Origin of the sequence: Bizionia myxarmorum (assembly GCF_008086205.1) — a bacterium.
Taxonomy (GTDB): domain Bacteria; phylum Bacteroidota; class Bacteroidia; order Flavobacteriales; family Flavobacteriaceae; genus Algorimicrobium; species Algorimicrobium myxarmorum.
Genome location: NZ_VSKK01000003.1, coordinates 190,687 through 204,183 on the forward strand (window position 1 = coordinate 190,687; position 13,497 = coordinate 204,183).

Sequence of the window (13,497 nt, forward strand, 5' to 3'; positions counted from 1 at the left end):
CAGCAAACGAGCTCCTATGCATTTTAAATTTAATTGGTAAGCTTTTACTTATTACATCTTATTTCCAAAAATATCTAATTCAACAACAGGTTTTCCTAGTTCTTTAACTTCTTCCCATTGCGTCGCTTTATCGCCAACAATAACATAAATCATATCTGATTCTTGTAAATATCGGTTGATAATGTTTTTATAATCAGCTAATGTCATGGCTATTAATTCGTCTTGGTTTTGTTCTATATAATCATTAGAATAGCCATATTTACTAATATTTCGAAGAATAGATAACTTGGCTCCTAAACTTTCGTAAGCGCGTGTATTGGCTTTTAAAAGCTTGTTTTTGGTGAGTTCAACATCTTCTTCTGAAAAATTATTCCCATAATTTGAAACCATTTCTTTAATAATCTCCAAAGATTTTAAAGTCGCATTAGCGCGAACACTAGAGCGCACCGTAAATGGCGAAATTTCTAAACTATTTCCAACACCAGAATATGCGCCATAAGTATATCCTTTTTCAATACGTAGCGTTTGAAATAATAATCCACTGGAACCGCCGCCTATAATTTCGTTGGCAAAATCTAAATTATTAGCTTCCGCATTTTTTGACGAAAGCGCTAATTTTCCAATATTTAAAACGGATTGTTTAGATTCTGGAACATCAATAAAGTAAATAGTATTTTTATTGTTTTCTGCTGGTAAGTTGAATTTTGGTAATTTTGGTGCTTCACCTTTCCAAGTATTTAAAGTGGACAAAGCCTTTAAAGTTTCAGATTTAGTCATCGCTCCTGCTAAATGAAAATTGGCATTTTGAGGAACCAAGTTTGAATAATAGGATTTTAAGTCAGCCACTTTAATGTTTTTAACCGTTTCTAAAGTTCCAGATCCTGGAATGGCAAATGGATGATTTTTCCCATATAATAACTGGTTGTATGCCAAACTAGCAATAGCATTGGGGTTGGCTTCTCTATCTTTTAAACTGGTTTCTAGACCTTGCATGAGTCGGGTGAATTCCGTTTCGTCCCAACGAGGCTCTAAAATAATTTCTTTTATAAGCGCTATGGTTTCATCAAAGTTTTTAGCTAAACAGGATCCCGTAATATGAAAATCTTCATTAGAGCTATACATATTAATGCTTGCTCCTAATAAGCCAATGGCTTCTTCTAATTCAGCAGGTGTTTTAGTTGCCGTGCCTTCTAACATTAAATTGCTTAACATATTGGAGACACCCGTTTTATTTTCTGGATCTAATAATTGGCCACCAGGAATAGTAATATCAAATTGCACTAAAGGAATTTCGGTGTTTTCAATACCATAAACCTGCATGCCATTTTCTAAATTGGCAGTCCAAACAATTGGCATTTTAAATTTCGGTAATTCACTAAAAGGAGGTTCACTCCTATCATATTTACTAACTGTTTTTTCATAATCCGCTTCTTCACCTTGACCAACTTCTTCACTGGCAACATCTTGTAAAATTTCTTCAATCCAAACTTCGGCTTTAGTGGCGTTTTTAATGGCATATGCCAATTCACCTTTAGGAACAACACTAGTCATAACATAGTTTTTGTTCTTAATATATTGGTTGTAAACGCGCATGACATCAGCAGCAGTAACGGCATTAGTTAACTTTGCTGTCTTGGTTATATAACTTGGATCTCCGGTAAATTCATTGTCTTGACCTAATTGGAAGGCTTTGTTTAAAACGGTACTAATTCCTTGATATAAATTGGTTTCTAATTCCGCTTTAATACGTTTTAAATCGCGCTCATTAACGCCATTTTCTTCAAAGCGTGATAATCCGGAATCAATAGCTTGTTTAACAGCATTTAAATCTGTTTCCGCATTGGCACGCACGCGAAATATAAATTCTCCAGCCAATTCACTGTTGGATTGGTAGGCACCAATATTAGGCGCTAATTTTTGCTCTTCTACAACCACTTGATATAAAGGTGAATTTTTAGAACCACTTAACAACTGTCCTAAAATTTGTAACGCATAAGAGTCTTTATGGTATTCCTCCACGGATGGAAAAACCATGCGCAATTCTGGAAGTTTGGCAAAATTATCTTCAAAATATAAAGATTTGGTTTTTGCTAAAGTAACGGGTTGTGGTTTCAATGCTTCCACATCTGGTCCGCTTGGTATTTCGCCAAACCATTTTTGCACCAATTCTTTAGTTTCTTGAAAGTCAATATCACCGGCAATAACTAAAGTCGCATTTTTGGCGCCATAGTATTCGTTGTAAAACTCTTTAACATCATCAATGGTTGCTGCTTGCAAATCGGGCAAAGACCCAATAACAGTCCAGTTATAAGGATGGCCTTCTGGATATAAATTTGATCTTAAAATTTCATCTGTATAACCGTAAGCCGCATTATCTACACGTTGACGCTTTTCATTTTTAACTACTTGCTTTTCACGTTCCAAAGCGGATGTGGTTACGGTATTAATCATGTATCCAAAACGGTCGGAATCAATCCATAAAATTTTCTCGAAAGCATCTTTTGGAACCACTTCGTAATATACGGTGTAATCATTAGATGTTCCACCATTACGACTTCCTCCCCATTCTGGGATCATTTTTCTGTTAGCACCAACGGGTACGTTTTCAGAATCGTTGAAACTCATATGTTCAAAGAAATGAGCGAAACCAGTTTTACCAGGCTTTTCACGATTGGAACCCACATGCATAATGGTAGCCACTGCAATTATAGGATCACTATTATCTTGATGTAGAATAACTTCTAGACCGTTATCTAAAGTGAATTTTTCATATGCTATTGAAAATTCTTTCTCTGAATTTGGCACATTTGTCTGGGGTTTGGTTGCACAGGACATACATATTCCGATTAATGCGAATAAAGCATAACGTTTTGATTGCATAATTTTTAGTTTAGAGTTTAAAGATACTGAAACTCTATAATTGCTACCAAAAATTAATCGTTAAATAGAAATGTAAGCCGTTAACGCTTGCGGCAAGAAAAGTTTTGAATTTAATTAACTATGATTTTCTTTATAAGAGATTGGTTTAAAGAAGCCACTTTTACCAAGTACATTCCAGAACTTAAATGAGAAATATCCAAGGTGTTTAAACCTGAAGTTCCGTTGTGTTGCTTAACCATTTGTCCATTGGTATTAAAAATACTGATATTGGAGTTTGGTTGTAAATTTCTAATGTTCAGATAATCAGAAGCTGGATTTGGATAGATTTCAAAAGAAACTAAACTAGGTTCATCAGCTACGCTTAAAGCATTACAGCCCGTTTCACTTGAAACAAAGTGAGATGCGATGTCAATAACCCAATTAGACAAATATGGCGCATTCGTGTTGTCTACAAAAATACAGCTTAAGTCTTCATTGTTATCAGCATTAAAAGCAGAAATCTTATCGTTTCTAGAATTACGAATATCTATAGTTTGCAATTGGTTATTGCCCAAACGAATATGACGTAATTGATCGTTCATGGAAACATCAATATGTTCTATAAGGTTATTGGTAGCGTAAAGAAGAAATAAATTAGGCGCATTAAATAATTCCAACTCTGTTATAAAATTATTGTCGCACATTAATCTTTTAACACCGCTATTTTGGGTTAAATCCAACTCTGTGAATAAGTTGTTACTAATATCAATAAAGGAAATATCAGAACAATCGCTAAAAGAAATAGCATGTAAATTATTGCTTGCACATGATAAGGTTTCCAAGTCAAAGTTATTAGAAATATTTAAAGCATTCAAGTTATTATCACCACAAAATAAAGATTCTAATTCGTAATTATTACTTAAATCTAAAATACTAATATTATTAGAATAGCACCAAAGCGCTTCTAACTTCGAATTATTAGAAACATTTAATGAGTTTAAATTATTAAGGTTTGCTGATAAAACTGCTAAATCCAGTAAGTGAGATACTGTAAGTGCTTGTAATAAATTATTGCTCACATATAATTCCTCAAGATTAATGTTTTGCGAAATATTCAAGTTTTCTATACCATTGTTTTCAACATCTAATATGGTTAGCGCTAAATTATGAGATAAATCTAACTGTGAAATATTATTATTGTAGCCGTATAAATGTCTTAAATTTACGAAAGCCTCAATACCTGTAAGGTCGTTGATGTTTTTATCATAGATATTCAAAGAAATTATACTCTCCGCATCGCTATTCAAAATAGTACCATTAAAACCATTGGTATCAATTCCTTGATTAATTAAAGCCTGCTCAAAATTGGCATCTGAAATAGCAGTGGTTGTTTGCGCATATGAAAAACCACTTAAAAGAATTAATGTGGCTAATAGGGAAAAACGGTTATTTGAAAATGTAGAGTTGGTTGAGGACAAAGTATTTGAGTTTTTATAGCGTTGTTCCGATAAAAGTATTATTTATATGTAGTTGTATCTATTATATTCGATATGTTAAACATTAAAATCGGTAATCTACTTATTGCAACCAGTTTAACGGATAAAAGCTACCGATAATTTAGTGTTAAAAGCTTGAGAAGATCCTTTTAGTAATTGTATTTTTGCAATTAATTTAAGAAGATTTTTATGTTAAATTTATTTCGTCTCATTGCCTTTTTAGAAGGAGTTTCTTATATTTTACTTCTTTTTATTGCTACACCTATAAAGTATATATCTGGTGATCCACAATATGTAAAACTACTAGGAATGCCTCATGGCGTTTTATTTATTGCCTATGTATCTTTAGCGATTCTAATCAGTAAAAAAATGCAATGGTCTAATGGTGTTTTAGCCAAGGTATTATTGGCATCTATAATTCCCTTCGGAACTTTTTATGTAGAATATAAATACTTGAAACAAGCGCAATCTTAATGAATGATTTACAATGTTTAATTTATGATTATAGCATAAACGCTGGTTTATCAGAAACTTTAGCCAAATTGGTCAATATGTTTGGCTTATTATTTGGCTTATTGGTTCTTATCTTTATAACTGATTTAGTAGCGCGTAAAATTCTAGTAAACGTTTTTAATAACGTTGCTTCTAAATCCAAGACTAATTTTGACGATTTATTAGTAAGTCACAAAGCGCCAAAAAATCTAGCGCACATTGTACCTTTAATAATTACCTTAAAATTATTCCCTTTTGTTTTCTATGATTATCCGGGGTTTGAGGAAAATATTATTGTACTTCTTAAGGTTTATGGCGTATTATTAACCGTTTGGATTATCCGCAGTATTCTAAAAACATTTGAATCTTATTTTAAAACATTACCAAGATTACGAGATAAGCCTATTGATAGTTACATTCAAGTGGGAATGTTATTTATTTGGGTTATTGGCTTCGCATCTATTTTAGGAATTGTGGTTGATATTTCCTTTGGTAAATTCTTCGGGACTTTAGGCGCGGCTTCGGCCGTTTTATTATTGATATTTAAAGATACTATTCTAGGTTTTGTAGCTAGTATTCAAGTGGCCATTAATGATTCCGTTCGAATTGGAGATTGGATTACTATGGAAAAATATGGTGCTGATGGTGATGTAATAGAAATTAACTTGGCTACGGTTCAGGTACAGAATTTTGACATGACTACAACGCATATTCCAACATACGCTTTAATATCCGATTCCTTTAAAAATTGGCGTGGTATGCAGTCTTCTGGTGGAAGACGTATTAAACGTTCCATTTTATTAAAAGCGAAAAGTATTAAGTATTTAACGGATGATCATATCGATAAATTGAAGAATATTCAACTTATTACCGAGTACTTAAATCAAAGACAAAAAGATGTTAACACCTACAATGCATCTAATAATATTGATAAATCGACACTCATAAACGGTCGGAATTTAACGAACTTGGGTATTTTTCGTAAATATATGCAGACTTACATTGAAAACCATTCGGCTATTAACAAAGACATGTCTATTATGGTACGTCAGTTAGCACCAACTTCCCAAGGTCTTCCTTTAGAAATTTATGCTTTTAGTAGTGATAAACGCTGGGCTAACTACGAATATATCATGTCAGATATTTTTGATCACGCTTTGGCTGCCGTTCCCTATTTCGAATTAGAACTCTTTGAATTATCGACAGGGATTGGCTCTTTAGATTAACTAAATTATGTTAAACTTATCTAAAAATTAGATTTTAAACATCTATAAAGTGCTTTTGGTCGTAATTATATAAACTAAAAACTCCACTATAATTATGATCAAAAAAATTTCAATTCTTGTTTTTACAAGTATCGTAATCATGTCATGTGTTTCTAAAAAGAAATATGTGGCTCTTCAAAAAGAGAATGGCGAAATAACAAGTGAACTTCAAAAAACACGTGTCGCTAAAGAAGATTTAGAAAATAAATTCGCTGAAATTCAAGCGCGAATTGATTCCTACAACACAAAGATTAGTAAGTTAACAGAAGACAACGATGCAAAGTTTGTAGCCGTTGGCGATGATATGCTTATTTCAAACGATACCCGTAAGCGCATGAATGAAACGCTTAAATTGGTAGATCCTGCCGCTTTAGCTAAAGCAGAAACTTTAAAAGATTCTATGAATTTAGCCGTAGGTTATACCTTACGTAAATCTATGGATACTAGCAGCTTAAATGAAGATGAAGATATTGCTATCAATATTGATGAAACGGTAGTAATGATTTCAATTTCAGACAAATTGCTTTTCAACACAGCTAGTTATAAAGTAAGTAATAAAGCAAACGGTATTTTACAAAAATTAGCAGATGTTATTAATTCAGAACCTAGCATTGAAGTTATGGTAGAAGGTCATACAGATGCTAGAAGTATTAATACTGGTGCAGTAAAAGATAACTGGGATTTAAGTGTATTACGTGCCACATCTGTAGTTAGAAAATTACAGAAAGATTACAAAGTAGCTCCAGAGAAATTAATTGCTTCTGGTAGAAGTTTTTATTTGCCGGTAGCAGATAATGATTCTGCGGATAACCGTTCAAAGAACAGACGTACACGAATCATCATTTTACCAAACATTAATAAGTTTTTTGCCTTAATGGCACCAAGCGAATAATATATTCACTTTTATTAATTATTTAGCCCATATAAAAAAGACTGCCTACTGGCAGTCTTTTTTATTTTGTTACTTTGTAGTTATGCTTTCAGAATCAGAAAATATCCAGCGCCAATATCAAGGTTATAAAAGAACACCGAATTTGTGGGTTGGTGATTCTATTTTTGGTATTTCACAGTTAAATATTATAGGTGATTCACAAGAAAGTTTTATAAGAAATATCCCCGCAAACATCCGACTAGGAAAACGTGTGGAGCAATTTGTTTTTAATGAATTGGAGCATGATGAAGCTATTTCTATTTTAGTTGAGAATGTTCAAATACAGGAAGAAAAGAAAACGGTTGGTGAGTTAGATGCCATCATTTCATATCATGGAAAACCCATTCATTTAGAAATTATATATAAATTTTACGTTTATGATGAAACGGTTGGAACTTCAGAGTTAGATCATTTCATTGGACCAAACAGAAAGGATAGTTTAGTAGAGAAACTGGATAAGCTAAAAAACAAGCAGCTTCCACTACTCTATAAAGTACCAACAAAATATTTATTGGAAGACTTAAATTTAAAAAGTGAAAACATGCTTCAAAAAGTATATTTTAAGGCGCAACTATTTATGCCTTTTGATAAACAAATTATTCTAAACGACTTAAATCCAGAATGTATAAGTGGGTATTATTTAAGAAAAGATGATTTAAAGCAATTTGAAGCCTGTAGTTTTTATTTTCCTACCAAACCAAATTGGTTGCAAGACCCACATAGTTCTGTGAATTGGATTAACTATGAAATAGCACAAGTAAGCTTCAACCAAATTCAAAGCGAAAAATACGCCGCTTGCTGTTGGATAAAAAATGAAAATAATAAACTTGAAAAATGCTTTATTGTTTGGTGGTAAAATGCTTATTCAGCTTCTCTGCCGTGAACTTCCAAAAAAACTTCATCAAAATTACTACGCAAATAAGCACGTAATTTTTTACGATAATCATCTTTTAGCCATTCAACAAAATTGAAGGTACTTTTGCTAATACACTTGGTATAACGGTGAATACGGTAATCAATATCATCACCAAGTTGCTTGGCCAAATCTAATGAATCCCATAAATCTTCACTGTTTTCAATACAAATTTTGGCATGATGCTCAATAGAGCGTTCCAACACAACTTTAGACGATTCTCCTGCCGTAACAGCTGCAATGTAGGTTTTCTTGATATCGAAATAAACGTCTTCAGAATTAGCGAAAGATTCGCGTAAATCGTCCGGCATTTCATAACGGAAATTTTCTTCAATTTCTTCATCCGCTAAAATTCCATCCAAATAGAAGTTTGGCGATCTAAAAATACGATGCCAATCTAAATCTGCTCCCCAAGGACCAAAACGGTGTAAATTATTCCCTAAATCTAAAACGGTAAAAGTGCTTTTGTTTTTAAGAATACGCGATCCTCTACCAATCATTTGGTAATATAAGGTAAGTGACTTGGTGGCTCGGTTCAAAATAATAGATTCCACAGTTGGCTCATCAAAACCTGTGGTTAAAATACTAACGGAGGTTAAAATAGCATCAGGTGTTTCCTTAAACCATTTTAATATTTTTTTACGCTCTCTTTTGGTATTGGTATTATCCAAATGTGCTACAGGATAACCGGCCATTCTAAACGTATCATATACATGTAGCGAGGTGTTAATACCATTATTAAAAATTAGTGTTTTTTTACCTTTAGAACGTTCTTCATAAGCTTGAAGTAACTTGGAAAGCATGTCGTTATTGGTATATAAATCTTCTGATGATTTAACGGTATAATCACCATTGGCACCAACCACTAATGAGGTTAAACCAACATTATAGGAATAGACTTCAGCTTTTGCTAAAAACTCATTTTCAATAAGCGATTCAATACTTTCACCAACAATTAACTCATCATAATTGTCCTTCATTGGTAGCTTAATGTTGGAACTTAATGGTGTTGCTGTTACGCCTAAAATAAAGGCTTTTTCGAAAAATTTAAAGAGTTTTGTAAATGAGTTGTAATGCGCTTCATCAATAATAACCAAACCGATATCTGAAATATCCAGTTTGTCTTCATTTAAACGGTTATTCAACGTTTCAACCATAGCCACAAAACAACTATACTCGCTTTGATCGTCTAAATTGGCTTTACTGTTAACCACTTTATTGTCTACACCAAACTCGGTAAGCATACCAGAAGTTTGTCGGCATAACTCAATTCGGTGCGTCATAACCAACACCTTCTTTTTGTGGTGTTTTAAATATTGTCTTACAATTTCGGAGAAAATAACGGTTTTACCACCACCGGTTGGCAGTTGGTATAGCAAATGATAATCTTCTGAAGCCTCTTCAAAACTTTTGAAAATTTTGTTAATGGCCCCTTTTTGATAGCTATATAAGTTTTTACCTTCCTTTCTATCCTCTAACTCTGATAATGAAATACTCGTGCTCATAGATTTTTCCAATGTGCAAAAATACGTACTTTTCAAGGTTTATCAAGAATTTTCTCTAAATAATTATAGATACTTTTTCAACAATGCAGTTTTAAAACTTATTTTTGCGACTTCAAAGGTATTTTGTATTTTATTAGATCATGTCTAAAACGATTCCCCAGCATTTTAAACTCTTTAAACCTTACGGATTTATTAGCCAATTTGTTATAAATGGTAAGCAAAAACGAAACAAGCGTTTATTGGGTGAATTATATGATTTTCCGGAAAATACGATGGCAATTGGTAGGTTAGACGAAACATCTGAAGGTTTATTGTTGCTCACCACTGAAGGTAAAACAAGTACTTTGATTACCAGTAGTCAAATAGAAAAGGAATATTATGTACAGGTGGACGGCCAAATAACCACAGAAGCTTTGCTCACTTTACAATTAGGCGTTAATATTACGGTAAATAGTAAACCTTATATTACGGCGCCAGGAAATGCCTTTATATTAGAAAACAATCCTGAATTTCCAGAGCGTGGAAAAAAAATTCGCGATGTTAGACATGGTCCAACCACTTGGATTTCCATTACTATTAACGAAGGAAAATTTAGACAAGTACGAAAAATGACATCTGCAGTCGGGTTTCCTACGTTGCGTTTAGTGCGCGTTCGGGTTGGAACAATACTGTTGGGAGATTTAAAAATGGGTGAAGTGGAAATGCTGGAAACAATTCAATAAAACTATTCCTTTACAACAATAAGTGTGGCTTTTACACCAGTTGCTAAATTCCACTGACTGGAGGCAATAATTTTGCCGGATTCATCCTGCACCTGCAATTCAGCCGTATTGGGTCCCGATTCACCCTGATTTAAAGCTTGGAAATCAATTTTATTAAAACCTTTAACTAAAGGCAAAATAAAACCTTTAAAATTGGATTCTAATAGTACATTGTGTTTTACAATTTCATCGTTAACAAAAATACGTACACGATCGCCGTCTGGATACATATGATCTCTATAAATAATGTTCACGCGATCTGCATTAGTGGTGAAATCGCCTAAATATTGAGTCGTAGTACTTCCCATTTGAGCGCTTTTTGGATCATTTTCATTAAAATTTAAATGCTTTTTCACCTGCTTTTCATATAATTCACCTGGATTACCAAATTTTTCAGTTTCCATAGTGAAGCCTTTATCATCCAAATTTAATTTTGAATTTGTAGGAATTGATAAGCCATTTACTTTTCCGGAGTTAGGTTTAGAAAATCCATTATTTTCAATAGGTTTAATAGAAAAGCCGCTACTCCCCGATTCCTGTTTTATGGCAGGAATGGATGTAGACATATTTGGGTTATCATTAATTTGCGAAAATGCAGATGTAACAACAACCATCATTCCTATAAATAAAATATAAACTTTCATGTTCATAAAGTAATAATCAAACTTATTCGGGTAGTTATTTCAAAAACTATACCCAAAATATTTAACTGGGATAAATATATAGTAAAATTGAGTATTTAATTAATTGAATATATGATTTTAAGAGAACATTAATAATAACGTGGCTTTTCATCGATTATTAAATGATAAGAACTATTCTTTCGATTCCGATAAAATGTTAAATTCTGTTAAATAACTACAATGTATTGCATAGTACTGTAACAGATTAGTTTTACTGTCGTCTTTCTTCTATAACAATCATTTAAACTAAAAATCATGAGAACTTTAAACAACAATCAGTTAACCAACAGAACCAACACAACTAAAAGTCATAATTGGAATCTTAAAAGACGTTTTAGATAATCTTTTTATATTCATCAATCAAAAAAATCGTGTTATGCAAGCAATAATCAAAATATTAAGAGATTCTAATGAGCTTACCAACTGTTCTCAAAAGAGAATATTTTTTAATAATAAACGCCATCAGCAAGGCACGATGTGGACAGGAATCAAACGTTATATACAGTAATTTGAATTAGTTAAAGTCGGAAGAAACCAGCATATGTTGCTGGTTTTTTTATGTAAAATTCTAGAAAGTTTAAAATTCGCTAAAGCTCTGGCTTGCACAAATAGAATAGATTTCTAATCCTCTAATCCTCTAATCCTCTAATCCTCTAATCCTCTAATCCTCTAATCCTCTAATCCTCTAATCCTCTAATCCCGTTTGGTTTCTAACAAAGGTTCATTCTTAATACCATATACAATTTGAACTTTTTTTCTACCCCACTCCTTCGCAGCTTTGATATTTAATCCCATATAAATATCAATATGATTTTTCTTTCGGCTATGCATTTTATCTTTCACAAGATATAAACCTTCCAAACCTTGAATAGAAACCGGCGTATTGTGTTTTAACCCTTTTCTAATTAAATCATTTGAAACGGCAATATATTTTAACCCCGGAAATAAGCTATCACCGAAAGCGGTAATATGTGGGTTTGAAGATGTTTGGTTGGTTACAGAATTATAGGCAGTTGCGGTGACAGTCAGATGTTGCCATGTATATTCTGGCGGATTATCTGGTTTGCATCCAGCAATAACAAGTAGGATAAGTACAATTTTAAAGGATGTCTTCATAAGCTATAACCTTTATAAAGATAGTATTTTCTAAAGAATCTATCATCCAACTAACTTTTTTTGTAACTTCACGCCTAGCTAAAAAATCAAATTAAAGATGAAATCAATTTACGTAACAAGTGTTTTAGTACTTATGTTATTCAGTTGTGAAAATGGCACAAAGAAAACTGAAATTATCAATCCAGAAAAAGAACTCGTTGTGGTAACACCAGAAATGATTGAACGCGCTAAAGGCATTCATGAACGCGTTATTACTTTGGATACACATGATGATTTTGATATTAATAATTTCACGGATTCCATAAACTACACGCAAAATTTAAAATCTCAAGTTACCCTTCCTAAAATGAAAGAAGGTGGATTGGATGTGGCTTGGTTTATTGTTTATACAGGACAAGACACCTTAACTACTGAAGGTTATAACAAGGCTCATGAAACAGCTATGGGTAAATTTAATGCCATTCACCGTTTAGTGACGGACATTGCTCCAGAAGAAATTGAACTCGCTGTAAATTCAGATGATGTGAGACGAATTTATGCTTCTGGAAAAAAAATTGCCATGATCGGTATTGAAAATGGCTATCCAATTGGGATGGATGTTAAAAATGTTGGAAAATTTTACAATTTAGGTGGTCGCTACATGTCTCTCTCTCATAATGGTCACAGCCAATTAAGTGATAGTAATACAGGTGAAAAAGACAGTATCTGGCTTCACAATGGCTTAAGTCCATTAGGAAAAGAAGTGATTGTTGAAATGAACCGTTTGGGAATGATGGTCGATGTATCACACCCTTCAAAAGAAGCTATGCGCCAAATGATAGAATTAAGTAAAGCACCAATTATAGCATCGCATTCATCTGCTCGTGCACTTTGCGATCATAGTCGTAATTTAGATGATGAGCAATTACAATGGATGAAAGATAATGGTGGCGTTGTACAAGCGGTAGCTTTTGATGCGTATTTAAACACTGAAAAAGTAGAAGCTAGACAAGAAGCTTTAAAAGGTATTCAACAACAAGTTGCCGATTCTATGGGTGTTAAATGGTATAATTCTCGCGAAGAAGTTATGGCATTAAGTAAGGACGAAAGAGAAGCTTTTTATGGTTATTACGGAGACGTTAATCGTGCAGCAAATGATAAGGCCAAAGCTATTGCAGACTTTCCTCCTGCTGTAAACGTTTCAGATTTTGTAGATCATATTGATTATATGGTTGGTAAAATTGGAATTGAACACGTTGGTATTAGTAGTGATTTTGATGGAGGCGGCGGAATTGAAGGTTGGGCTGATGCTTCTGAAACATTTAATGTAACTTTAGAACTAGTTCGTCGTGGTTATACGGAAGCCGAAATTAGCAAGCTTTGGAGTGAGAACTTATTACGCGTTCTAGATAAAGTACAAGCTATTGCTCTTGATATGCAAAAAACAGAAAGTTAATTATAATAATATATAATGAAAAACAGCATGTAAGTTTAAAA

11 protein-coding genes are annotated in these 13,497 nt (G+C 33.0%); 6 read left to right on the forward strand and 5 right to left on the reverse strand.

From position 1 onward, the window contains the following. Positions 1–51: 51 nt before the first annotated feature. The gene (locus tag ES674_RS12065; RefSeq protein ID WP_148404309.1) at positions 52–2,880 is read right to left on the reverse strand and encodes a M16 family metallopeptidase; all 2,829 of its coding nucleotides are present in this window, start codon (positions 2,878–2,880) and stop codon (positions 52–54) included. Between the two features lie 110 nt (positions 2,881–2,990). Beyond that, positions 2,991–4,337 (reverse strand): T9SS type A sorting domain-containing protein, encoded by a 1,347-nt coding sequence (locus tag ES674_RS12070; protein ID WP_148404311.1) that lies wholly within the window; start codon positions 4,335–4,337, stop codon positions 2,991–2,993. 207 nt (positions 4,338–4,544) lie between these two features. Between ES674_RS12070 and ES674_RS12075 the strand changes: the two genes are divergently transcribed. The 4 genes from ES674_RS12075 (at position 4,545) to ES674_RS12090 (ending at position 7,899) form a co-directional block, all read left to right on the forward strand. Beyond that, positions 4,545–4,829, forward strand: coding sequence for a DUF3817 domain-containing protein (locus tag ES674_RS12075; protein WP_148404313.1), 285 nt, complete (start codon positions 4,545–4,547; stop codon positions 4,827–4,829). Next, complete coding sequence (locus ES674_RS12080) at positions 4,829–6,073, forward strand: mechanosensitive ion channel family protein (RefSeq protein ID WP_148404315.1); 1,245 nt, start codon at positions 4,829–4,831, stop codon at positions 6,071–6,073. Before ES674_RS12075 ends, ES674_RS12080 begins: the two co-directional genes overlap by 1 nt. Before the next feature lie 97 nt (positions 6,074–6,170). After that, positions 6,171–7,004, forward strand: a complete 834-nt coding sequence (locus ES674_RS12085; protein ID WP_170234016.1) for an OmpA/MotB family protein — start codon at positions 6,171–6,173, stop codon at positions 7,002–7,004. A gap of 82 nt (positions 7,005–7,086) precedes the next feature. Further along, positions 7,087–7,899, forward strand: coding sequence for a DUF1853 family protein (locus ES674_RS12090; protein WP_148404319.1), 813 nt, complete (start codon positions 7,087–7,089; stop codon positions 7,897–7,899). A 5-nt stretch (positions 7,900–7,904) separates the two neighbouring features. Here ES674_RS12090 and ES674_RS12095 read toward each other — a convergent pair whose 3' ends face one another. After that, the gene (locus ES674_RS12095) at positions 7,905–9,461 is read right to left on the reverse strand and encodes a DEAD/DEAH box helicase (RefSeq protein ID WP_148404321.1); all 1,557 of its coding nucleotides are present in this window, start codon (positions 9,459–9,461) and stop codon (positions 7,905–7,907) included. Between the two features lie 140 nt (positions 9,462–9,601). Here ES674_RS12095 and ES674_RS12100 point away from each other — a divergent pair, with 140 nt between their 5' ends. Continuing rightward, positions 9,602–10,183 carry a pseudouridine synthase gene (locus ES674_RS12100; protein ID WP_148404323.1) on the forward strand — a complete coding sequence of 194 codons (582 nt, stop codon included), beginning with the start codon at positions 9,602–9,604 and terminating at the stop codon, positions 10,181–10,183. Positions 10,184–10,185: 2 nt separating this feature from the next. On the opposite strand, the gene ES674_RS12105 is transcribed toward ES674_RS12100, so the two are convergent. Both ES674_RS12105 and ES674_RS12110 read right to left on the reverse strand, forming a co-directional pair. Then, on the reverse strand, positions 10,186–10,866 hold the full coding sequence (locus ES674_RS12105) for a hypothetical protein (RefSeq protein ID WP_246126035.1): 681 nt from the start codon (positions 10,864–10,866) through the stop codon (positions 10,186–10,188). Between the two features lie 732 nt (positions 10,867–11,598). After that, positions 11,599–12,021 carry a 3D domain-containing protein gene (locus ES674_RS12110; protein ID WP_148404327.1) on the reverse strand — a complete coding sequence of 141 codons (423 nt, stop codon included), beginning with the start codon at positions 12,019–12,021 and terminating at the stop codon, positions 11,599–11,601. Between the two features lie 97 nt (positions 12,022–12,118). Here ES674_RS12110 and ES674_RS12115 point away from each other — a divergent pair, with 97 nt between their 5' ends. Then, the gene (locus ES674_RS12115) at positions 12,119–13,456 is read left to right on the forward strand and encodes a dipeptidase (protein ID WP_148404329.1); all 1,338 of its coding nucleotides are present in this window, start codon (positions 12,119–12,121) and stop codon (positions 13,454–13,456) included. Positions 13,457–13,497: the final 41 nt, after the last annotated feature.